This window comes from Variovorax sp. NFACC27, from assembly GCF_048301545.1.
Taxonomy (GTDB): domain Bacteria; phylum Pseudomonadota; class Gammaproteobacteria; order Burkholderiales; family Burkholderiaceae_C; genus Variovorax; species Variovorax gossypii.
Window position 1 is genome coordinate 1,734,700 of sequence record NZ_CP157613.1, and the last position, 20,094, is coordinate 1,754,793.

Below are 20,094 nucleotides of genomic sequence, written 5' to 3' on the forward strand. Positions count from 1 at the left end.
GCCCATGAAGCGTGCCGTCTTCCTGCTGCTCGTGCTGGCGGCGGCCGCCGGCGGCGCGCGGGCCATGAGCATCCGCGAGCTGCGCACGCTCGAGGCCGGCGAGAAGGACGGCAAGGCCTACGCCAGCTACTACCTCGTCGGCGTGCTCGAAGGCCTGCGCGAAGGCGTGGAAGCCTCGCAGCGCAACGGGCAGAAGCCCGTGTTCTGCGTCGAGGGCCGCCGCCTCGAGCCCTCCATGGCGCGCTCGCTCTACCAGACCGAGCTGAGCCGCAATTCCGACAGTTACGAAGCCGACATGCCCGTGCAACTGGTCATGATCGGCGCCCTCCGCAACAGCTACCGCTGCACCCGATGACCGCACCTGCCCCCGAATCCGCCCGCCCTTCGCTCGAACGCATCCGCGACGATGTGCGATCCATGCATGGCTACGCGGTGCAGGACGCGCGCGGCTTCGTCAAGCTCGACGCGATGGAGAACCCCTACGGCCTGCCGCCCGCGCTGCAGGCCGAGCTCGGCGCGCGTCTCGGCGCGCTGGCGCTCAACCGCTACCCGGGCGAGCGCGGCGCCGACCTGCGGCGCGCGCTGGCCGCGCATGCGCGGATGCCCGAGGGCTTCGAGCTGGTGCTGGGCAACGGCTCGGACGAGCTGATCTCGCTGCTGGCCATCGCCTGCGACCTGCCCGGCGCCACGGTGCTGGCACCCGTGCCCGGCTTCGTCATGTACGCCATGAGCGCGAAGCTGCAGGGCCTGAAGTTCGTCGGCGTGCCGCTCACGGCCGATTTCGAGCTCGACGAGGCCGCCATGCTGGCCGCCATCGCGCGGGAGAAGCCCGCCGTCGTCTACCTCGCCTACCCGAACAACCCGACCGCCAACCTGTGGGACGACGCGGTCATCGAACGCATCGTCGAGGCCCAGGGCGTGCAGGGCGGCCTGGTGGTGATCGACGAGGCCTACCAGCCCTTCGCCGCCCGCAGCTACATCGACCGGCTCGCGAAGCACGGCCACGTGCTGCTGATGCGCACGCTCAGCAAGTTCGGCCTGGCCGGCATCCGCCTGGGCTACCTGATGGGCCCGGCCGCACTGGTCGCCGAGATCGACAAGGTGCGCCCGCCCTACAACGTGAGCGTGCTTAACTGCGAGTGCGCGCTGTTCGCGCTGGAGCACGCCGACGTGTTCGAGGCTCAGGCCCGGCAGATCCGCGAGGAGCGCGAGCGCCTGATGATGGGGCTCGGCCGCCTGCCCGGCGTGAAGACCTGGCCGAGCGACGCCAACATGATCCTGCTGCGCGTGCCCGATGCCGCCAAGACCTTCGAGGGCATGAAGGTGCACGGGGTTCTGGTGAAGAACGTTTCTAAAATGCACGAACTGCTCGCAAACTGCCTGCGCCTCACCGTCGGAACGGCCGACGAGAATGCGCGGATGCTCGCGGCACTCGAAGCCTCACTATGACCACCCCCACCACCACGGGCAGCACCGATCGCATCGCGACGGTCACCCGCAACACCGCCGAGACGAAGATCACCGTCAGCGTCAACCTCGACGGCACCGGAAAAGCCAAGCTCTCCACCGGCATCGGCTTCTTCGACCACATGCTCGACCAGATCGCCCGCCACGGGCTGATCGACCTCGACATCGACTGCCAGGGCGACCTGCACATCGACGGCCACCACACGGTGGAAGACGTCGGCATCACGCTGGGCCAGGCCGTGGCCAAGGCCGTGGGCGACAAGAAGGGCATTCGCCGCTACGGCCATGCCTATGTGCCGCTCGACGAGGCCCTGAGCCGCGTCGTGATCGACTTCTCGGGCCGTCCGGGCCTGGTGATGCACGTGCCCTTCACCAGCGGGATGATCGGCACCTTCGACAGCCAGCTCACCTACGAGTTCTTCCAGGGCTTCGTGAACCACGCCTTCGTCACGCTGCACATCGACAACCTCAAGGGCGTCAATGCGCACCACCAGTGCGAGACCGTCTTCAAGGCCTTCGCGCGCGCCATGCGCGGCGCGCTGGAGCTCGATCCCCGCTCGGCGGGGGTGATCCCGTCGACCAAGGGCTCGCTCTGAGGCCGGCGATCGTCAAGCTATGAAATCTGTAGCAGCAAACACCGTCGCGGTCGTCGACTACGGCATGGGCAACCTGCATTCCGTGTCGCAGGCCGTGCGCCATGCGGCCGACCAGGTCGGCGTGGAGGTGTTCGTCACCTCCGATCCCGACGTGGTCCGCAAGGCCACCCGCGTGGTTCTGCCGGGGCAGGGCGCAATGCCCGACTGCATGCGCGAACTGCGCGACTCCGGCCTGCAGGAATCGGTGCTCGAGGCGGCGGCGAGCAAGCCGCTCTTCGGCGTGTGCGTGGGCATGCAGATGATGCTGTCGCGCAGCGACGAGGGCCCGACCGACGGCCTGGGCCTCATTCCGGGCGAGGTGGTCAAGTTCGACCTGGCCGGCCGCCTGCAGCCCGACGGCAGCCGCTTCAAGGTGCCGCAGATGGGCTGGAACCAGGTGCGGCAGGCCCAGCCGCACGCGGTGTGGGCGGGGGTTCCCGACCTCAGCTACTTCTATTTCGTGCACAGCTTCTATGCCCGCCCGGCCGACCCCAAACACAGTGTGGGTGAAGCGGAATATGGCGCGAGCTTTACCGCGGCCATCGCACGCGATAACATTTTTGCAACCCAGTTCCACCCGGAGAAGAGTGCGGACCACGGGCTGCAGCTATATCGCAATTTCCTCCACTGGAATCCCTGAACCTGTTTTTTCCAGCCGGGCTGAAGCTCCGACAGCCCGGATTTCGCATACTCGCGTCACTTCCATGCTCCTCATTCCCGCCATTGATCTCAAAGACGGCCACTGCGTTCGACTCAAGCAGGGCGACATGGATCAGTCCACCATCTTCAGCGAAGACCCCGCAGCCATGGCCCGCAAGTGGGTCGACGCCGGCGCGCGGCGGCTGCACCTGGTCGACCTGAACGGCGCCTTCGCCGGCAAGCCGCAGAACCACGCGGCGATCAAGGCGATCCTGAAAGAGGTGGGCGACGACATCCCGGTGCAGCTCGGCGGCGGCATCCGCGACCTCGACACCATCGAGCGCTACATCGACGACGGCCTGCGCTACGTGATCATCGGCACCGCCGCGGTCAAGAACCCCGGCTTCCTGAAGGACGCCTGCAGCGCCTTCGGCGGCCACATCATCGTGGGCCTGGACGCCAAGGACGGCAAGGTCGCCACCGACGGCTGGAGCAAGCTCACGGGCCACGAGGTGGCCGACCTGGGCAAGAAGTTCGAGGACTACGGCGTCGAGTCGATCATCTACACCGACATCGGCCGCGACGGCATGCTCTCGGGCATCAACATCGAGGCCACAGTCAAGCTCGCGCAGGCGCTGACCATCCCGGTGATCGCCTCGGGCGGCCTGTCGAACATGGCCGACATCGACCAGCTCTGCGCGGTCGAGTCCGACGGCGTCGAGGGCGTGATCTGCGGCCGCGCCATCTATTCGGGCGATCTCGACTTCGCCGCCGCGCAGGCCCGCGCGGACGAGCTGACCGCCTGACGCTCTCGCTGCGCAGCGCGTGCTCTCCGCGCTCGCCATCGCCAATTACCGATCGCTGCGGCAGCTGACCGTGCCGCTGGGCCGGCTCACGGTCGTGACCGGGCCCAACGGCAGCGGCAAGTCGAGCGTGTACCGCGCGATGCGCCTGCTGGCCGACATCGCCAACGGTGGCGTGATCCGCTCGCTGGTGCGCGAAGGTGGGCTTTCATCCACCCTGTGGGCCGGGCCCGAGCGCTTCTCGGCCGCCATGCTGCGCGGCGACGTGCCGGTGCAGGGCACGGGCCGCAGCGAACCGGTGGCGCTGAAACTGGGCTTTGCCGGCGTCGAGGCCGAGGATTTCGGCTACGCCATCGACATCGGCCTGCCGCCGCCGATTCCCTCGACCGCGTTCTCGCACGATCCGCAGATCAAGCACGAGGCCATCTGGTGCGGCCCGCTGCTGCGGCCCTCCACGCAGCTGGTCGACCGCAAGGGCGCCGCCCTGCGCCTGCGCGAGGGCAAAGGCTGGCAGGCCGTCGTGCGGCCGATTCCGGCCTTCGCCAGCATGATGACCGAGCACGCCGACCCGCGCGACGCGCCCGAGATGCTCACGCTGCGCGAGCAGATGCGCTCCTGGCGCTTCTACGACCATTTCCGCTCCGACGCCGATGCGCCCGCTCGCCAGCCGCAGCTGGGCACCTACACGCCGGTGCTCGCCAACGACGGCGCCGACCTGGCGGCCGCGCTGCAGACCATCCGCGAGATCGGCGACAACGAGGCGCTCGACCGCGCCGTGGACGACGCCTTCCCGGGCGCCGGCATCGAGATCCGCGTGACCGGCGACCGCTTCGAGACGCTGATGCACCAGCACGGCCTGCTGAGGCCCCTGACAGCCGCCGAGCTCTCGGACGGCACGTTGCGCTACCTGTTGTGGATCGCGGCGCTGCTCACGCCGCGGCCGCCCGCGCTGCTGGTGCTCAATGAACCCGAAACCAGCCTGCACCCCGACCTGCTGCCGGCGCTGGGCCGCCTCATCGCGCAGGCCGCGCGGCAGTCGCAGGTGATCGTGGTGTCGCACGCGGCGCGGCTCATTTCCGCGCTGGACGACAGCGACGGCATGCAGCCGGTGGTGCTGGAGAAGCGTTTCGGCGAGACGCGCATCGCGAACCTCGACATGAGCGAGATTCCGCGATGGGAGTGGCCGGCCCGGTAGCAGTGGCCGGTCGGTCGAGGGCTTATTCCGCCTTGACCGACATGGTCTGGATGATCGTCTCCAGCTGCGCGCTCATCGGCAGGTTGATGCTTTCCCCCGACGGCAGCTTGCGCAGGAACCAGCGCTTGTACTGGCGCTCGATCTCGCCATCTTCCGCGAGCACCTGGAAGGTGTCGATCACCACCTTGTTGAGCTGCGGGTCGCCCTTGCGGTACATGATCCCGTAGGGGTCGTAGGAGAGGAAGTCGCCGACCACCTCGTAGTCGGACTTGGCGGCGTCCTTCGCGATCAGGCCGTAGAGCAGCACGTCGTCGGTGGCGAAGGCGTCTGCCTGGCCGCTCTTCACCAACCCGAACGACTCCGCATGGTCGCGCGTCACCTGCAGGTTGATGTTCAGCTTGAACTTGTCCGACAGGTCGCGCAGCGTCTTCTCGTTGGTGGTCCCGGCCGTGACGGCCACCTTCCTGCCCGCGAGGTCGCGGAACGACTTGATCGGCGAGCCCTTCTTCACCAGCACCTTGGTGCCCGAGACGAACATCGTGGGCGAGAAGCTCACGCGCTTCTGGCGCTCGAGGTTGTTGGTGGTGGAGCCGCACTCCAGGTCGACCTTGCCGCTCACGACCGCGTCGATGCGCGAGTCGGAGGTCACGGGCACCCACTTGATCGTGAGGCTCTTGTTCACCGCGTCCTCGATGGCCGTCACCAGCGCGCGGCACAGCTCGATGGAATAGCCGATGGGCTCGTTGCGCGCATTGAGGTACGAGAACGGCACCGACGACTCGCGGTAGCCGATGGCGATGGTGCCGGTTTCGCGGGCCTTGGCCAGCGTGCCCGTGAGTTGCTCCTGCGCCCGTGCGGGCCCCGAGGGCAGCGCCGCGAGAACCACGGCCGCCAGCAGCGCGGCGAAGAAAGCGGATGGCAGCTTGCCGATGCGCTTCATGGTGTTTCTTCTTCGGCTCAGGCGTGCGCCGGGTGGGCGAGGGTGGCGTTGGCCTCCTCGTCGAGCGCCTTGGCGTTGATCTCGGCGTCGCTCTCGGAAAGCAGTTCGCCCTCCCACTTGGCGACCACCGCAGTGGCGATGGAGTTGCCGACCGCGTTGGTGGCCGAGCGGCCCATGTCGAGGAAGGTGTCCACGCCCAGGATCAGCAGCAGGCCGGCCTCGGGAATGTCGAAGTGGTTCAGCGTGGCGGCGATCACCACCAGCGAGGCGCGCGGCACGCCGGCCATGCCCTTGGAGGTGAGCATCAGGATCAGCAGCATCGTGATCTGCGTGCTGATCGGCATGTGGATGTTGTAGGCCTGCGCGATGAAGAGCACGGCGAAGGTGCAATACATCATCGAGCCGTCGAGGTTGAACGAGTAGCCCATCGGCATCACGAAGCTGGAGATCTTGCGCTTCACGCCGAAACGGTCGAGCGCCTGCAGGATCTTCGGATAGGCCGCCTCGGAGCTGGCGGTTGCGAACGACAGCAGGAAGGCTTCCTTGATGAGCACCAGCAGCTTGAGCACGCGCGGGCCGAGGAACAGGAAGCCAGCCAGGATCAGCACGCCCCACAGCACGAACAGGCCCAGGTAGAAGTCGCCCATGAACACCGCGAACTTCAGCAGGATGCCCAGGCCGTTGACGGCCACCGTGGCGGCCATGGCGGCCAGCACGGCGAGCGGTGCGAGCTTCATCACGTAGCCCGTGATCTTGAGCATCGCGTGCGAGAGTTCCTCGATGGCGGCGACCAGCGTCTTGGCCTTGTCGCCCAGCGAGGCCAGCGCCACGCCGAAGAACATCGAGAACACCACGATCTGCAGGATCTCGTTGTTGGCCATGGCTTCCACGAAGGACTTCGGCACCGTGTGGCTCACGAAGTCCTTCAGCGTGAATTTCGAGGTCGCGAGATTGGCCGAGGCGCCGATGTCGGGCAGCGGCAGACCGAGGTTCTCGCCGGGCTTGAGCAGGTTGGCCATGACCAGGCCGATGACCAGCGAGATCAGCGAGGCGGTGAGGAACCAGCCGATGGCCTTGCCGAACACGCGGCCGACCGACTTGGCGTCGCCCATGTGCGCGATGCCCACCACCAGCGTGGAGAACACCAGCGGGCCGATCAGCATCTTGATGAGGCGCAGGAAGACGTCCGAGACGATGGAGACGTAGTCCGCGATTTCCTTGGCGGCTTTCTTGTCCGGAAAGCTCGAGAAGATCATGTAGCCGACGATGATGCCCAGCACCATCGCGATCAGGATCCATGCGGCCATCGGCAGCTTCTTCATGCGTATCCCCTTTTTGTCGTGTGAGAGTAGTTTTTCGAGCGCTCGGGACCGACTTGCACGTTGTCCCTCGATGCAAGCGATCACAGGGTATCCAAGAAGGCCCCGGGCACGCAATGGCCCTTGATGCCAATTCCGTGCCACGGTATGGGTGCTGCCTACAATTCTCGCCATGAAAATCACCCCGATCGAGTTTCGCGGCCAGCCCGCATTGCGCGCCAGTACCGCCGATGGAAGCACCCTCACGGTGGCCCTGCACGGCGCGCAAGTGCTGTCCTGGACTGCTGCCGACGGGGTGGAAAGGCTCTACCTGAGCCCTTCGGCGGTGTTCGACGGGCAGGCGGCCATCCGTGGCGGGGTGCCCATCTGCTGCCCTCAATTCAACCAGCGCGGCATGTTGCCCAAGCATGGATTCATGCGCAATTTGCCTTGGGTGCATGAGGCTTCGGGCACTCCGGAGACGCTGAGGCTGACGCTTCGCGATTCCGAAGCCACGCGAAAGCTCTGGCCGCACGCTTTTGAGGCGCGGCTGGAGGCCACCCTGTCCACTGGCGGGCTGCGCACCGCGCTCACGCTGGTCAACTGCGGCACGGCGCCCTGGACCTTTGCCGCGGCGCTGCACACCTATCTGCGCGTCGACGACATCTCCGGCGTGCGGCTCGAGGGCCTGCAGGGCTCCAACCGCTGGGATTCGCTGCGCGACGACCGCCATGTGGAAACCTTGGCCGCGTTGCATTTCGATGCAGAGTTCGACAGCGTCTATGCCGCGCCCGCCCAGCCGCTGCGGCTGGTGCAGCCCAGCGGCACGCTCGAGATCTCCCAGAGCGCCAGTTGCAGCGAAACCGTGGTCTGGAACCCCGGCGCCGTGCTCGGTGCGAAACTCGCCGACATGCCCGCCGACGGCTTCCGCCACATGCTCTGCGTGGAAGCGGCCCGCATCGACGAGCCCGTGCTGCTCGCGCCCGGCGCCCAATGGCTCGGCTGGCAACAGCTGCGCGTTCTCTGATTCCTACCGGTTCCTAACCCCACCATGCTTGCCAAACGCATCATTCCCTGCCTCGACGTCACCGGCGGCCGTGTCGTCAAGGGCGTCAACTTCGTCGAACTGCGCGACGCCGGCGATCCGGTCGAGATCGCCGCGCGCTACAACGCGCAAGGGGCCGACGAGCTCACTTTCCTCGACATCACCGCCACCAGCGACGGTCGCGACCTGATCCTGCCGATCATCGAGGCGGTGGCTTCGCAGGTCTTCATTCCCCTGACCGTGGGCGGCGGCGTGCGCACCGTGGCCGACGTACGGCGGCTGCTCAACGCCGGAGCCGACAAGACCAGCTTCAACTCGGCCGCCATCGCCGATCCGCAGGTGATCAGCGACGCATCGCAGAAGTACGGCTCGCAGTGCATCGTGGTCGCCATCGACGCCAAGCGCCGCAGCCCCGAAGAGGCGGCCACGCGCGGCGCGGGCTGGGACGTCTACAGCCACGGCGGGCGCAAGAACACCGGCCTCGACGCCGTCGAATGGGCCACCGAGATGGCGCGCCGCGGCGCCGGCGAGATCCTGCTGACCAGCATGGACCGCGACGGCACCAAGAGCGGCTTCGACCTGGAGCTGACCCGCGCGGTGAGCAACGCCGTCAGCGTGCCGGTGATCGCCTCGGGCGGCGTGGGCAGCCTCGACGACCTGGCCGACGGCATCCAGACCGGCGGCGCCGACGCGGTGCTGGCCGCGAGCATCTTCCACTACGGCGAGCACACGGTGGGCGAGGCCAAGGCCCGCATGGCCGCGCGGGGCATTCCCGTGCGCATCGACCGCTGAGCGGCCCGCCAGACGGCCGTCAAAAGGCTGTCCAAGGGTCTTTTGCCATCCCCGACAATACTTTCCATGAACTGGCTCGATGAAGTGAAGTGGGACGCGAACGGCCTTGTGCCCGTGATCGCGCAGGAACAAGGCAGCAACGACGTGCTGATGTTCGCCTGGATGAACCGCGAGGCGCTCGAGAAGACCGCCGAGCTGGGCCGCGCGGTGTATTTCAGCCGCTCGCGCAGCAAGCTGTGGTTCAAGGGCGAGGAATCGGGCCACGTGCAGACCGTGCACGAGATCCGCCTGGACTGCGACAACGACGTGGTGCTGCTCAAGGTCACCCAGCTCGGCCACGAGCCCGGCATCGCCTGCCATACCGGCCGCCACAGCTGCTTCTTCAGCAAGTACGAGAACGGCGGCTGGACAGTGGTCGAGCCTGTCTTGAAAGACCCGGAGTCGATCTACAAATGACGGCCACAGTGAACAACGACGGCAGCACCTCCGACGCTCTCGCGCGCCTGGCCGCGGTCATCGAGAGCCGCCTGCCCGCGCGCGGCGGCGATCCCGAGAAGAGCTATGTCGCGCGCCTGCTGCACAAGGGCCCCGACGCCTTCCTCAAGAAGATCGGCGAGGAAGCCACCGAGGTCGTGATGGCCGCCAAGGACGCCGACCACGGCGGCGACCGCTCGAAAATAGTGAACGAAGTGGCCGACCTGTGGTTCCACACCATGGTGGCGCTGGCGCACTACGGTTTTTCCCCGTCCGACGTCACCGCGGAGCTCGAGCGGCGCGAGGGCACCAGCGGCATCGAGGAAAAGGCGCTGCGCAAGGTGAAGGCGTGGGAATCCGAGGCACCCAACGACTGAAAGGACACCGGTCATGGCCAACGACATCGTGAACGTGGAACCCGACGACTCCCTCAAGACCTGGGGATGGGTCAGCTACATCCTGCACCTGATCGTGGCCATCGGCGCCGTCGTGCCGGGGGCGCAGGCCTCCGTGCTGCTGCTGCTGATCGCGCTGGTGATCGACTTCGTGAAGCGCGACGACGCGGCCGGCACCTGGCAGGCCTCGCACTTCAGCTGGCGCATCCGCTCGGTGCTGTGGGCCGGCCTGCTCTACATCGTCACCTCGTGGCTCTGGCTGCTGCTCTTCATTCCGGGCTGGATTGCCTGGAGCCTGATCTCGCTGTGGTTCCTCTACCGGATCGTGAAGGGCATGATCCGGATGAACGACAGCCGTCCCATGGAACCCAAAGATGTCATCTGATCCGAACTGCGTCTTCTGCAAAATCATCGAGGGCAAGATTCCCTCCCGCAAGGTCTACGAGGACGAGGACCTGTTCGGCTTCCACGACATCGCGCCCTGGGCGCCGGTGCACTTCATGCTGGTGCCCAAGAAGCACATCGCCTCGATGGCCCAGCTGACGCCCGAAGACTCGGCGCTGATGGGCAAGATCATGACCCTGGCGCCCAAGCTGGCGCTGGAGCAGGGCTGCAGGCCCTATCCGGACGGCGGCTACCGGGTCGTGGTCAATACGGGTGCCGAGGGCGGGCAGGAGGTTCACCATCTCCATGTCCATGTCATGGGTGGCCCCCGGCCGTGGCTTCGCGGCTGAGCGGCATTAAGCCAAACTGTCACATTCCGCCCGACTAAAATCGGACACATTCTTAGGAGTTCTCCATGGGTTCTTTTTCCATCTGGCACTGGCTGATCGTGCTGCTCGTAGTGGTCATGATCTTCGGCACCAAGAAGCTGCGGAACATGGGTTCGGACCTTGGCGGCGCCGTCAAGGGCTTCAAGGACGGCATGAAAGACGGCGCGTCGTCCGATGCTGCCGCCGCCCCATCGGCCCCCGCCCAGCAAGTGACCGGCCAGCCGGCCAACAGCGACAAGTCGGCGATCGACGTCGAAGCGCGTCAGAAGTCCTGAGCACGGGCAGCAGCACGTGCTCGATCTCGGCATTGAGAAGCTGGCGCTGATCGGCGTCGTGGCGCTGATCGTCATCGGCCCGGAGAAGCTGCCGCGCGTGGCCCGCACCGTCGGCACGCTGCTGGGCAAGGCGCAGCGCTACGTGAACGACGTCAAGGCCGAAGTCAACCGCTCGATGGAGCTCGACGAGCTCCGCAAGATGAAGACCACCGTCGAGGATGCGGCGCGCGACGTCGAGCACAGCATCCACACGGGCGCGAGCGAGTTCGAGAAGCAGTTCAGCGGTTCGGGCGAAACCCTCTCGGCGCTGGCCGAACCCGAGCCGCCACCGCCGCCCGTCTACAGGCACCCCCGCAAGAACTGGCGCCTGAAGCAGGGCGCCACGCCGCAGTGGTACAAGGCGCGCAACGGCGTGCGCACCAAGGCGCTTTCGGGCGCCGCGCGCGTCGCCCGTTTCCGCCCTCACACGATCAACAAGATCGACTAGCGGCTTTCCTTCACCGCGTTCCTCGGGCGCCGCTTGCCGGCCGACGTCACGCTATCTTCTTTTCCAATGGCCGATTCAGACAACAAGAGCAAAGACAAGGAAGACGAGCTCGCGGGCACCGAACAGCCGTTCGTGGCGCACCTGATGGAGCTTCGCGACCGCCTGCTCTATTGCGTCTACGGCCTCGTGGTCGCGGGCGTGCTGCTGGCGATCTGGCCCGGTCCGGCCGGCCTGATCGACCTGATCGCGGTGCCTATCAAGGCGCACATGCCGCACGACGCGAAACTCATCGCCATCGGCGTGTTCTCGCCGTTCTTCGTGCCGCTCAAGGTGCTGATGATGGCGGCCGTGCTGCTGGCGCTGCCCTGGCTCATGTACCAGGCGTGGATGTTCATCGCGCCCGGCCTCTACAGCCATGAAAAGCGCTTCGCGCTGCCGCTGATCTTCTTCGGCAGCCTGCTGGCCTATGCGGGCATCGCCTTCGTGCAGTTGTTCGTGCTGGACAAGATGTTCAGCTTCATCCAGCGCTTCGCACCGGCCGCGGTACAGGCGACACCCGACATCTCTTCGTACGTCGAGGCGATCCTGTCGCTCTATATCGCCTTCGGCGTGGCGTTCCAGGTGCCGATCGTCGTCATGCTGCTGGTGCGCTTCGAGATGGTGACCATCGAGAAGCTGAAGTCCTTCCGCGGCTACTTCATCGTGGTCGCGTTCGTCGTCGCCGCAGTGCTCACGCCGCCCGACGTGGTGTCGCAGCTGGCGCTGGCGATACCGATGTGCCTGCTGTACGAGGTGGGGATCGTCGGCGCCAAGTATTTCGCCAGCTCGGGCAAGAAGCCTGAAGACGAACAGAGTGCTGACTCGGCTTCGAGCTGAGCAAGCCGTCAAGACCCACCCCGCGGCAGGATTCGCGCCGGCCTTCAGAGCCGTCCGTCAGCCGTCAAAGCATCCCTGATAGTTCCAGAAACACCGCGGAACCGGCTTTGCCGGGCCGCAGGTGTTGCCCCCGGAAGGGGGTTGGCGAAGCGACACGAAGTGCGCGAAGCCTGGGGGTGAGCCTTGTTACTCCTGCTGGTTGGGCACCTGCCGGACCGGGCTCTTCGGCCGCAGACCCGGCGTCACGTCCAGTTCCATCTTGTCGCTGCCGCGCTGAAGCGCGAAGCGCGAGGTGCTGCCCGGCTTCAGGCCTGCCACCGCGGTCAGCAGCGCCTGCACGTTGTCGGTCTTCTTCTCGCCAACCGAGGTGATCACGTCGCCCGGGCGGATGCCGGCCTTGGCGGCGGGGCCGTTCTGCAGCACGCCGGTGATGATCACGCCGGAATCGGCCTTCACGCCGAAGGTCTCGGCCAGCTCGGGCGACAGGTCGCTGGGCTCCACGCCGATCCAGCCGCGGCGCACCTGGCCTTCCTTCACGATCCCCTCGAGCACGATCTTGGCCATCGACACGGGAATGGCGAAGCCGATGCCCATGCTGCCGCCCGAGCGCGAGTAGATCGCGGTGTTGATGCCCTGCAGGTTGCCGTTCACGTCGATCAGCGCGCCGCCCGAGTTGCCGGGGTTGATGGCCGCGTCGGTCTGGATGAAGTTCTCGAAGTTGTTGATGCCCAGCTGGTTGCGGCCCAGCGCCGAGACGATGCCGCTGGTCACGGTCTGGCCCACGCCGAAGGGGTTGCCGATGGCCAGCACCTGGTCGCCCACCTGCAGCGCGTCGGAGTCGCCCAGCACGATCACCGGCAGCTTGTCGAGCTCGATCTTCAGCACGGCCAGGTCGGTGTCGGGGTCGGTGCCGATCACCTTGCCGCGCGCGTGGCGGCTGTCGTTGAGCGTCACCTCGATTTCGTCGGCGCCTTCCACCACGTGGTTGTTGGTGAGGATGTAGCCGTCGGGGCTCACGATCACGCCGCTGCCCAGGCCCACCTGGGGCTGGTCGTCCTGGTCGCCGAAGAAGAAGCGGAACCACGGGTCGTTGCTTCGCGGATGGCGCTGCGCGGCCTTGCTGGTGTTGATGCTCACCACCGCCGGCGAGGCCTTCTTGGCCGGCACGCTCAGGCTGCCGGCCGCCGGCACGCCCGGGTTGTTGCCGGCCGGGGCCTCGATGATCGACACCACGCCGCCCAGCGAGGTCGCGCGCTTGTTGAGCCACTCGGGCTTGAGCGTCGCGACGACGAAGTAGGCCGCGAGCAGGACGGTCACGGCTTGGGCGAATAGCAGCCAGGTGCGTTTCATGAAAGATTGGTGAAAAAGACGTTGGAAGCCGCAGTGCAGCGCAGCAATGTTGTCAATTGTCCCTCAACCGCATGGCCCAGAAACCGCTCGCCGAGGTCGAGATTAGGACTTACTGCGTACGTAAACCCGGGTTAACACCTAGCATTGCGGGTCGGACCCATCCGGTCCGGGCTTTTCCGGCCTCCCGCGCTGCCCACCCGGTGGAAGCGGCCAGGCATTCCGCCCGCCAGCGCGCCATTCTTCCGTCTTCTCACCCGGCCTTGCGGCTGGCGCGCGGCCAAGACCTCCCTGCCAGCCATGACTTCAGAAGCAAACTTCCCGGACGGCGCGCAGCCGGCACCGGCGCGCACGCTCGGTACGAGCGACTACAAGACCCTCGGCCTGTCCGCCCTCGGCGGCACCCTGGAGTTCTACGACTTCGTCATCTACGTGTTCTTCGCCACCGTGCTGGGGGCGCTGTTCTTCCCGACGGACATGCCCGATTGGCTGCGGCAGCTGCAGACCTTCGGCATCTTCGCGGCCGGCTACCTGGCGCGCCCGGTGGGCGGCATCGTCATCGCGCATTTCGGCGACATCTTCGGCCGCAAGCGCATGTTCACGCTGTCGATCTTCCTGATGGCGGCACCCACGCTGGTGATCGGCCTGCTGCCGACCTACGCGAGCATCGGCGTCGCCGCGCCCCTGCTGCTGCTGGCGATGCGCGTGCTGCAGGGCGCGGCCATCGGCGGCGAAATGCCCGGCGCCTGGGTGTTCGTTGGCGAGCACGTGCCGGCCAAACGCTACGGCCTGGGCATCGGCGTGCTGACCTCGGGCATCACCGGCGGCATCCTGCTGGGCTCGCTGATCGCGGTGGCCATCAATCGCCACTATTCGCCCGAGCAGGTGAGCGATTTCGCGTGGCGCATTCCCTTCATCCTGGGTGGCGTGTTCGGGCTGGTGTCGGTGTACCTGCGCCGGTTCCTGCACGAGACGCCGGTGTTCAGGGAACTGGCCGACCGCCGCAGCGTGGCGCGCGAGCTGCCGCTTCGCACGGTGCTGCGCGAGCATCGCCTGGCCTGCGTCTACGTCGCGCTGCTGACCTGGGTGCTGTCGGCCGCCATCGTGGTCGTGGTGCTCTACACGCCCACCTACCTGCAGAAGGTGCACCACATTCCCGCCGCGATGGCGCTGGAGGCCAACGCGCTCGCCACGCTCACCCTGACGCTGGGCTGCGTGCTGGCCGGCTGGGCCTGCGACCGCATCGGCACGCGCATCGTGATGCTGATCGGCTGGGGCGGCCTCTTCGTCACCGCCTACCTGTTCTACAGCGGCCTGCCCGGCACGCCGGCCACGCTGTTCTGGCACTACGGGCTGGTGGGCCTGTTCGTGGGCACCATCGCCACCGTGCCGATCGCCGGCGTGCGCGCCTTCCCGGCGCCGGTGCGCTTCACCGGGCTCTCGTTCGCCTACAACATGTCGTATGCGGTGTTCGGCGGGCTGACGCCGGTGATCCTCACGCTCTGGCTGCAGCGCGACACGATGGCGCCCGCCCACTACGTGGCGGTGCTGGCCGCGCTGGGCTTCCTGCTGGCCCTGCTGCCCATGGCCGCGCGCGGCCATGCGATGCGCGATGGCGTGGCCCCCGCCCGCGGCGCGACAATGGCGCGATGAGCACCACCCGCCACGAACTGCTTCACGCATTCGACCTGCTGCTGGCCCCCGGGCGCTTCAAGGACTACGGACCCAACGGCCTGCAGGTCGAAGGGCGCACCGTGGTCCGCAAGATCGTCTCGGGCGTGACCGCCAGCCGCGCGCTGATCGAGGCCGCGATCAGCGCCGAGGCCGACGCCATCTTCGTCCACCACGGCCTGTTCTGGCGCGGCCAGGACGGCTGCGTCACCGGCTGGATGAAGCAGCGCCTGGGCCTGCTTTTGGGCGACGACGTCAACCTCTTCGCCTACCACCTGCCGCTCGATGCGCACCCCGAGCTCGGCAACAACGCCCAGCTCGGCCTGAAGCTGGGGCTCGTCGCGCATGCCGGCTCGGCCGGGCGCTTCGGCGAGCAGGAGCTGGGCTTTCTCGGCGCGCAGGAAAGCGGCGAGAGCTTCGGCAGCGCCAAGGCGCTCGCCACGCATGTCGAGAGCGTGCTGAAGCGGCCGGTCACCCTCGTCGACACGGCGAATCGTCCCATCCGGAACGTGGCCTGGTGCACGGGCGGCGCGCAGGGCTACTTCGAGGCGGCCATCGCGGCCGGCGCCGACGCCTTCATCACCGGCGAGATCTCCGAGCCGCAGGCCCACTACGCGCGCGAGATGGGCGTGGCCTTCCTGGCCTGCGGGCACCATGCCACCGAGCGCTACGGCGCGCCTGCGGTGGCAGGGCACGTGGCGGCGCAGCTCGGGCTGAAGCACGAGTTCATCGACATCGACAACCCCGCATGAGCGCCGCGATCGCCATCACGCTGGGCGACCCCGCGGGCATCGGGCCCGAGATCATCGCCAAGGCTTTCCGCGACGCGCCGGAGGCGACCCATGGCGCTTTCGTCGCCGGCGACGTCGGCACGATGCGCAAGGCATCGCAGGCGCTGGCGGCACCGGGCCGACCCGCATGGCCGGTGGTCGAGATCGAATCGGTCGCCGGGGCAGCGGCGGTGCCGCCCGGCTGCATCCCGGTGCTGCAGGTGATCGCGCCGCCTTCGCACATCGAAATGGGCCGCATCAGCGCCGAGGCGGGCCGCGTGGCGGGCGAATGCGTGGTCTGGGCCGCGCGCGCCGCGCTGCGCGGCGAGATCGCCGCCATCGTGACCGCGCCGCTGCACAAGGAGGCGCTGTCGGCCGCGGGCTTTCCGTATCCCGGCCACACCGAGCTGCTGCAGGCCGAGGCGGCCGCGCATCTGGGCCGCACGGTGGCCGACGTGCCGGTGCGCATGATGCTGGCCAACGACGAGCTGCGCACCGTGCTCGTCAGCATCCACATGTCGCTGCGCCATGCCATCGAGGCGGTCCGCTTCGAAGGCGTGCTCGAAACCCTGCGCATCACGCACCGCGCATTGACGCAAGCGCTGGGCCGCGCGCCGCGCATCGGCGTGGCGGGCCTCAACCCGCATGCGGGCGAGGGCGGCCTCTTCGGGTCGGAGGAGCGCGAGATCATCGCGCCGGCCGTCGAGGCCGCGCGCGCCGAAGGCATCGACGCCAGCGGGCCTCACGCGCCCGACACCGTCTTCATGCGCGCGCGGGCCAAGCACGGCGTGCCGTCCAGCGGCGAGTTCGACGTGGTGGTCGCGATGTACCACGACCAGGGCCTGATCCCGGTCAAGTACCTGGGCGTGGAGAAGGGCGTGAACGTGACGCTGGGGCTGCCGCTGGTGCGCACCAGCCCCGATCACGGTACCGCGTTCGACATCGCGGGTACCGGACTGGCCGATGCCTCGAGCCTTGTCGAGGCGCTGCGCATGGCTCGCACGCTGAGCTGAACGGAGTTTTCCAGAAACACCACGGAACCGGCTTAGCCGGGCCGTCGGTGTTGTCCCCGGCAGGGGGAAGGCGCTCGCGGCACGAAGTGCGCGCAGCCCGGGGCGAGCAGCAAGCTCAGCGTTGCTTGAGGCTGTCGCGGATCTCGCGCAGCAGCACCACGTCTTCGGGCGTTTCGGGAGCGGCGGCGGGTGCCGGCTCTTCGCTGCGCTTCAGGCGGTTGATCTGCTTGACCATCATGAAGATGATGAAGGCGAGGATCACGAAGTTGACCGCGATGGTGATGAAGTTGCCGTACGCCAGCACCGGCACGCCGGCCTTCTTCAGGTCCGCCAGCGTGTTCGCCACGCCGGCCGGCACGGTGCCCAGCACCACGTAGAGGTTGGAGAAATCGAGCTTGCCGAACACCACGCCCACCAGCGGCATGATGATGTCGGCCACGAGCGAATCGACGATCTTGCCGAAGGCGGCTCCGATGATCACGCCGACCGCGAGGTCGATGACGTTGCCCTTGACGGCAAATTCCTTGAATTCACTGAGGATGCTCATGATTCAAAAGGCTGCTGGAGCTCTGCTGTTGAAGGAGAGCCGAGTATGCCTGCGATTGCTCACTTCTCCTGCGGGCGCGGCGCGACGTCGACGTGCGCGGACGGCAAACCTTCACGACTGCGCGCGGCAATCTGCCGGTAGCCGTCCTCGAGGTGGCGCACGAAGCGCGGGGTGTCGAAGTAGCCGCGGCGCGCGTCCTTGGCCGCGGCGAGTCGATCGCGCAGTTCGGCCAGCTCGTCGGGGTGCGTGGCGTAGTGGACGGCCTTGCGCACGTACTCATCGTGGCCCGCGGCCACCAGCTCCGGCAGCCCGATGGCGCGCAGCAGGCTGCCCGCCATGCGCGAGACCATCGTCGTGCCCGTGAGCGCCAGCAGCGGCACGCCCGACCACAGCACGTCGTTCGCGGTCGCGCCGCTGCTGTAGGGGAAGGTGTCGATGAACAGGTCGGCCAGGCCGATGCGCGCCAGGTGCTGGTCGACCGGCATGCGCGGCGACACGATCAGCCGCTCGGCCGCCAGGCCCGCCTTCTCCCACTGCACGCGCAGGTTCTGCTCGAAGCCGTTCGGGCCCTGTGCCAGCCACAGCACCGAGTTCGGAATGCCCTGCACGATGCGCACCCAGGCCTCGAAGGTCTCGGGCTGGATCTTGAAGGACTGCGAGAAGTTGCACAGCACGAAGGCGTCCTCGGGCAGGCCGTGCTCGGCGCGCGTGGGTCGGTGCGGGTTGACCGGGCGCTTGGTGTCGATCACCTGGAAGGTCTCGGGCAGGCGCAGCAGCTTCTCGGAGTAGCAGTCTTCGGTGCCCGGCGGCGAGAGGAAGTTGTCGGACACCAGGTAGTCGTAGTTCGGCGTGCCGCTGGTGCCCATGTAGCCCAGCCACATGAGCTGCGCGGGCGCCGCGTGGTAGGCCATCACCTGCGGCTTGGCGCCGCGCGTGTCGCCCGAGAGGTCGACCAGGATGTCGATCTCGTCCTCCCGGATGCGCTCGGCCATCTGCTGGATCGACTGGCCCTGCATGTCGACGAAATGCTCGGCCGAGGCGGCGATGCGTGCCCGCGCCGGATGGCCGTCGTCCGGGCCGTAGGAGTAGACGAAGACTTCGAAGTCCTTGCGGTCGTGCTGGCCGTAGAGCTCGGCCGTCAGGTGTGCGACCGGGTGGTTTCGGAAGTCGAACGAGTAGTAGCCCACGCGGATGCGCGGCGACGTGCGGCGCACGCCTGCGTCGGCAAAGGGCCTGATGGCCGCGTTGCGGTCGGCCAGCAGGGCGGAGCGCTGCGTCCAGTTCATGAGGCGGCGCGCGTCATCGTAGTTCGACATCAGGATGAACGACGACACCGTCTGGTCGTTGCTCGGGTTGTCCAGCAGCGCCGCGATTCGCTCGCGCAGTTCGGGCACGCCGTTCCAGTCGGCGATGTGCGCCTTCTCGCCCAGCATCCACACCATGGCGGGCATGAAGTCCGGGTCGTCGCGCAGGCACTGCTCGAACTCGGCGATGGCAGCCTCTGACTGGCCCGCCATCACGTAGGTCACGCCCAGGTTGCAGCGCGCGAGCACCTGGCGCGGATGCACCTCGAGCGCCTTCTTCAGCACCTCGATGGCGGTGTCGAAACGGCCCAGTCGGAAGTTCACCGTGCCCAGGTTGTTCAGCAGCAGCTCGTGCTCCGGCAGGCTCTCGAGCGCGAGCTTGTAGAGCTCGGCCGATTCCGCGAAGCGCATCGACACGCCCTCGAGCGCGCCGCACACGCCGTAGAGCGCGGCCACGCCCTCGGGGTCGGACAGCGCCTTATGGCGCTCCTCGGCCGGCCAGTTGCGCATGGCGCGCTGCATGGGCTCGATGGCTTCCTCGGTGCGCCCGCAGGCCTGCAGCGCGCGGGAAAGCATGAAGGCGGCCTCGCAGTCCAGCGGATCGGCGGCGGCGTGCGCGTACGAGTCGAGGGCTGCTGCCCAGTCCTTCTGGTGCGCGCGGATCTTGCCGATGTTCTTGTGCGCGGCGCCGTAGTTGCCGTCGAGCGCCAGTGCCTGGCGGAACTGCACGATCGCCTCGTCGAAGCGGTCCTGCTCCATGTCGATCGCGCCGGCGTTGTTCCAGGCCGCGGGCGCCTGCGGTGCGAGCCGCGTGGCCTCGGCGGCGGCTTCGCGCGCCTGCCGGAACTTCTTCTGCTGGCGGTAGACCGCCGACAGGTTCACGTACGCCTCGGGGTAGTTCGGCAGCGCCTTGATCGCGCGGCGAAGGTCCTGCTGCGCTTCGTTCGGCAGGCCCATGTGCATGAAGATCGTCGCGCGGGTGTTGAAGTAGAAGTGGTGCGGCGAACGCGCGATCGCGCGGTTCACGTAGTTCAGCGCCAGCTTCGCCCGGCCCTGGCGGTACAGCGCCTCGCCCGTCAGGTGCAGCGCGTCGGCATGCTCCGGAAAGCGCGACAGCAGCGCCTCGTAGACCTGGATGGCTTCCGCGAAACGACCCACCCGGTGCAGCGCCAGCCCCTGTTCCAGGAGACTGCCGGCATCCTCGGCCGGTGCGGAAGGAGCGGGAGCGAGAGAAGGTGAGTTCATGAATCCGTGTGATGGACGGGTCAGAAAAGGGCGGCCGCCTGGGGTACCGGCCCCCCGCGCAAACGGGTGAAAAGGAGGTGAAAAAGGCCGGTCACCCAGTATA

23 protein-coding genes are annotated in these 20,094 nt (G+C 67.5%); 18 read left to right on the plus strand and 5 right to left on the minus strand.

Translation table 11 applies throughout. The features are described 5' to 3' along the window. Nucleotides 1-4: 4 nt before the first annotated feature. The 6 genes from ABL840_RS08085 (at nt 5) to ABL840_RS08110 (ending at nt 4,739) form a co-directional block, all read left to right on the plus strand. On the plus strand, nt 5-355 hold the full coding sequence (locus tag ABL840_RS08085; protein ID WP_240652113.1) for a hypothetical protein: 351 nt from the start codon (nt 5-7) through the stop codon (nt 353-355). After that, nucleotides 352-1,449 (plus strand): histidinol-phosphate transaminase, encoded by a 1,098-nt coding sequence (gene hisC / locus ABL840_RS08090; RefSeq protein ID WP_093299815.1) that lies wholly within the window; start codon nt 352-354, stop codon nt 1,447-1,449. The genes ABL840_RS08085 and hisC overlap by 4 nt, the downstream gene beginning before the upstream one ends. Then, nucleotides 1,446-2,063 (plus strand): imidazoleglycerol-phosphate dehydratase HisB, encoded by a 618-nt coding sequence (gene hisB, locus ABL840_RS08095; RefSeq protein ID WP_093196357.1) that lies wholly within the window; start codon nt 1,446-1,448, stop codon nt 2,061-2,063. The genes hisC and hisB overlap by 4 nt, the downstream gene beginning before the upstream one ends. Before the next feature lie 19 nt (nt 2,064-2,082). Continuing rightward, nucleotides 2,083-2,742: an imidazole glycerol phosphate synthase subunit HisH gene (hisH, locus tag ABL840_RS08100; RefSeq protein ID WP_093196355.1), complete on the plus strand. Its 660-nt coding sequence runs from the start codon at nt 2,083-2,085 to the stop codon at nt 2,740-2,742. 64 nt (nt 2,743-2,806) lie between these two features. Beyond that, a complete protein-coding gene (gene hisA, locus ABL840_RS08105) occupies nt 2,807-3,547 on the plus strand; it encodes a 1-(5-phosphoribosyl)-5-[(5-phosphoribosylamino)methylideneamino]imidazole-4-carboxamide isomerase (RefSeq protein ID WP_093299818.1) in 741 nt (246 codons plus the stop codon). Between the two features lie 19 nt (nt 3,548-3,566). After that, the gene (locus tag ABL840_RS08110; protein ID WP_093299820.1) at nt 3,567-4,739 is read left to right on the plus strand and encodes an AAA family ATPase; all 1,173 of its coding nucleotides are present in this window, start codon (nt 3,567-3,569) and stop codon (nt 4,737-4,739) included. 22 nt (nt 4,740-4,761) lie between these two features. Here ABL840_RS08110 and ABL840_RS08115 read toward each other — a convergent pair whose 3' ends face one another. Then, the gene (locus ABL840_RS08115; RefSeq protein WP_093299823.1) at nt 4,762-5,679 is read right to left on the minus strand and encodes an amino acid ABC transporter substrate-binding protein; all 918 of its coding nucleotides are present in this window, start codon (nt 5,677-5,679) and stop codon (nt 4,762-4,764) included. 17 nt (nt 5,680-5,696) lie between these two features. After that, nucleotides 5,697-7,001, minus strand: a complete 1,305-nt coding sequence (locus ABL840_RS08120; RefSeq protein WP_093196350.1) for a dicarboxylate/amino acid:cation symporter — start codon at nt 6,999-7,001, stop codon at nt 5,697-5,699. A gap of 169 nt (nt 7,002-7,170) precedes the next feature. Here ABL840_RS08120 and ABL840_RS08125 point away from each other — a divergent pair, with 169 nt between their 5' ends. The 9 genes from ABL840_RS08125 (at nt 7,171) to tatC (ending at nt 12,094) form a co-directional block, all read left to right on the plus strand. Next, nucleotides 7,171-8,004: a D-hexose-6-phosphate mutarotase gene (locus ABL840_RS08125; protein WP_093196348.1), complete on the plus strand. Its 834-nt coding sequence runs from the start codon at nt 7,171-7,173 to the stop codon at nt 8,002-8,004. A 24-nt stretch (nt 8,005-8,028) separates the two neighbouring features. After that, a complete protein-coding gene (gene hisF / locus ABL840_RS08130; protein WP_093196346.1) occupies nt 8,029-8,814 on the plus strand; it encodes an imidazole glycerol phosphate synthase subunit HisF in 786 nt (261 codons plus the stop codon). A 57-nt stretch (nt 8,815-8,871) separates the two neighbouring features. Beyond that, nucleotides 8,872-9,270 (plus strand): phosphoribosyl-AMP cyclohydrolase, encoded by a 399-nt coding sequence (hisI, locus tag ABL840_RS08135; protein ID WP_176947399.1) that lies wholly within the window; start codon nt 8,872-8,874, stop codon nt 9,268-9,270. Next, nucleotides 9,267-9,665: a phosphoribosyl-ATP diphosphatase gene (locus tag ABL840_RS08140; RefSeq protein WP_093299828.1), complete on the plus strand. Its 399-nt coding sequence runs from the start codon at nt 9,267-9,269 to the stop codon at nt 9,663-9,665. Before hisI ends, ABL840_RS08140 begins: the two co-directional genes overlap by 4 nt. Nucleotides 9,666-9,678: 13 nt before the next feature. Next, entirely contained in the window at nt 9,679-10,068 is a 390-nt protein-coding gene (locus ABL840_RS08145; RefSeq protein WP_093196343.1) for a DUF4870 family protein, read from the plus strand. Beyond that, nucleotides 10,058-10,417, plus strand: a complete 360-nt coding sequence (locus ABL840_RS08150) for a histidine triad nucleotide-binding protein (protein ID WP_093196341.1) — start codon at nt 10,058-10,060, stop codon at nt 10,415-10,417. Before ABL840_RS08145 ends, ABL840_RS08150 begins: the two co-directional genes overlap by 11 nt. A 65-nt stretch (nt 10,418-10,482) precedes the next feature. Further along, a complete protein-coding gene (tatA, locus tag ABL840_RS08155; protein ID WP_093299830.1) occupies nt 10,483-10,731 on the plus strand; it encodes a Sec-independent protein translocase subunit TatA in 249 nt (82 codons plus the stop codon). Nucleotides 10,732-10,747: 16 nt separating this feature from the next. Beyond that, a complete protein-coding gene (gene tatB / locus ABL840_RS08160; RefSeq protein ID WP_093196337.1) occupies nt 10,748-11,218 on the plus strand; it encodes a Sec-independent protein translocase protein TatB in 471 nt (156 codons plus the stop codon). Nucleotides 11,219-11,284: 66 nt separating this feature from the next. After that, nucleotides 11,285-12,094, plus strand: coding sequence for a twin-arginine translocase subunit TatC (tatC, locus tag ABL840_RS08165; RefSeq protein WP_093299833.1), 810 nt, complete (start codon nt 11,285-11,287; stop codon nt 12,092-12,094). A gap of 186 nt (nt 12,095-12,280) precedes the next feature. Here tatC and ABL840_RS08170 read toward each other — a convergent pair whose 3' ends face one another. After that, complete coding sequence (locus tag ABL840_RS08170; RefSeq protein WP_093196332.1) at nt 12,281-13,444, minus strand: trypsin-like peptidase domain-containing protein; 1,164 nt, start codon at nt 13,442-13,444, stop codon at nt 12,281-12,283. Between the two features lie 297 nt (nt 13,445-13,741). Here ABL840_RS08170 and ABL840_RS08175 point away from each other — a divergent pair, with 297 nt between their 5' ends. Genes ABL840_RS08175 through pdxA form a run of 3 tightly spaced genes read left to right on the plus strand, consistent with a single transcriptional unit; the run spans nt 13,742 to nt 16,895 of the window. After that, nucleotides 13,742-15,094 carry an MFS transporter gene (locus tag ABL840_RS08175; protein WP_093299834.1) on the plus strand — a complete coding sequence of 451 codons (1,353 nt, stop codon included), beginning with the start codon at nt 13,742-13,744 and terminating at the stop codon, nt 15,092-15,094. Beyond that, on the plus strand, nt 15,091-15,864 hold the full coding sequence (locus ABL840_RS08180; protein ID WP_093196327.1) for a Nif3-like dinuclear metal center hexameric protein: 774 nt from the start codon (nt 15,091-15,093) through the stop codon (nt 15,862-15,864). Before ABL840_RS08175 ends, ABL840_RS08180 begins: the two co-directional genes overlap by 4 nt. After that, nucleotides 15,861-16,895 carry a 4-hydroxythreonine-4-phosphate dehydrogenase PdxA gene (gene pdxA, locus ABL840_RS08185; protein ID WP_093299836.1) on the plus strand — a complete coding sequence of 345 codons (1,035 nt, stop codon included), beginning with the start codon at nt 15,861-15,863 and terminating at the stop codon, nt 16,893-16,895. Before ABL840_RS08180 ends, pdxA begins: the two co-directional genes overlap by 4 nt. Nucleotides 16,896-17,010: 115 nt before the next feature. Here the strand turns inward: pdxA and mscL are convergent, their stop codons facing one another. Together mscL and ABL840_RS08195 are read right to left on the minus strand one after the other, a co-directional pair. Next, entirely contained in the window at nt 17,011-17,442 is a 432-nt protein-coding gene (gene mscL / locus ABL840_RS08190) for a large conductance mechanosensitive channel protein MscL (protein ID WP_093196323.1), read from the minus strand. A 59-nt stretch (nt 17,443-17,501) separates the two neighbouring features. Continuing rightward, a complete protein-coding gene (locus ABL840_RS08195; protein ID WP_093196321.1) occupies nt 17,502-19,991 on the minus strand; it encodes a tetratricopeptide repeat protein in 2,490 nt (829 codons plus the stop codon). Nucleotides 19,992-20,094: the final 103 nt, after the last annotated feature.

Excerpts from the sequence above, each read along its gene's own strand:
- ABL840_RS08150 (WP_093196341.1), top strand. The coding sequence starts at position 10,058 with ATGTCATCTGATCCGAACTGCGTCTTCTGCAAAATCATCGAGGGCAAG.
- ABL840_RS08180 (WP_093196327.1), top strand. The coding sequence starts at position 15,091 with ATGAGCACCACCCGCCACGAACTGCTTCACGCATTCGACCTGCTGCTG.
- hisB (WP_093196357.1), top strand. The coding sequence starts at position 1,446 with ATGACCACCCCCACCACCACGGGCAGCACCGATCGCATCGCGACGGTC.
- tatA (WP_093299830.1), top strand. The coding sequence starts at position 10,483 with ATGGGTTCTTTTTCCATCTGGCACTGGCTGATCGTGCTGCTCGTAGTG.
- ABL840_RS08140 (WP_093299828.1), top strand. The coding sequence starts at position 9,267 with ATGACGGCCACAGTGAACAACGACGGCAGCACCTCCGACGCTCTCGCG.
- ABL840_RS08120 (WP_093196350.1), bottom strand. The coding sequence starts at position 7,001 with ATGAAGAAGCTGCCGATGGCCGCATGGATCCTGATCGCGATGGTGCTG.
- pdxA (WP_093299836.1), top strand. The coding sequence starts at position 15,861 with ATGAGCGCCGCGATCGCCATCACGCTGGGCGACCCCGCGGGCATCGGG.
- ABL840_RS08125 (WP_093196348.1), top strand. The coding sequence starts at position 7,171 with ATGAAAATCACCCCGATCGAGTTTCGCGGCCAGCCCGCATTGCGCGCC.
- ABL840_RS08175 (WP_093299834.1), top strand. The coding sequence starts at position 13,742 with ATGACTTCAGAAGCAAACTTCCCGGACGGCGCGCAGCCGGCACCGGCG.
- ABL840_RS08115 (WP_093299823.1), bottom strand. The coding sequence starts at position 5,679 with ATGAAGCGCATCGGCAAGCTGCCATCCGCTTTCTTCGCCGCGCTGCTG.
- hisF (WP_093196346.1), top strand. The coding sequence starts at position 8,029 with ATGCTTGCCAAACGCATCATTCCCTGCCTCGACGTCACCGGCGGCCGT.
- mscL (WP_093196323.1), bottom strand. The coding sequence starts at position 17,442 with ATGAGCATCCTCAGTGAATTCAAGGAATTTGCCGTCAAGGGCAACGTC.
- hisA (WP_093299818.1), top strand. The coding sequence starts at position 2,807 with ATGCTCCTCATTCCCGCCATTGATCTCAAAGACGGCCACTGCGTTCGA.
- tatC (WP_093299833.1), top strand. The coding sequence starts at position 11,285 with ATGGCCGATTCAGACAACAAGAGCAAAGACAAGGAAGACGAGCTCGCG.
- ABL840_RS08195 (WP_093196321.1), bottom strand. The coding sequence starts at position 19,991 with ATGAACTCACCTTCTCTCGCTCCCGCTCCTTCCGCACCGGCCGAGGAT.
- ABL840_RS08170 (WP_093196332.1), bottom strand. The coding sequence starts at position 13,444 with ATGAAACGCACCTGGCTGCTATTCGCCCAAGCCGTGACCGTCCTGCTC.
- ABL840_RS08145 (WP_093196343.1), top strand. The coding sequence starts at position 9,679 with ATGGCCAACGACATCGTGAACGTGGAACCCGACGACTCCCTCAAGACC.
- ABL840_RS08085 (WP_240652113.1), top strand. The coding sequence starts at position 5 with ATGAAGCGTGCCGTCTTCCTGCTGCTCGTGCTGGCGGCGGCCGCCGGC.
- hisH (WP_093196355.1), top strand. The coding sequence starts at position 2,083 with ATGAAATCTGTAGCAGCAAACACCGTCGCGGTCGTCGACTACGGCATG.
- hisC (WP_093299815.1), top strand. The coding sequence starts at position 352 with ATGACCGCACCTGCCCCCGAATCCGCCCGCCCTTCGCTCGAACGCATC.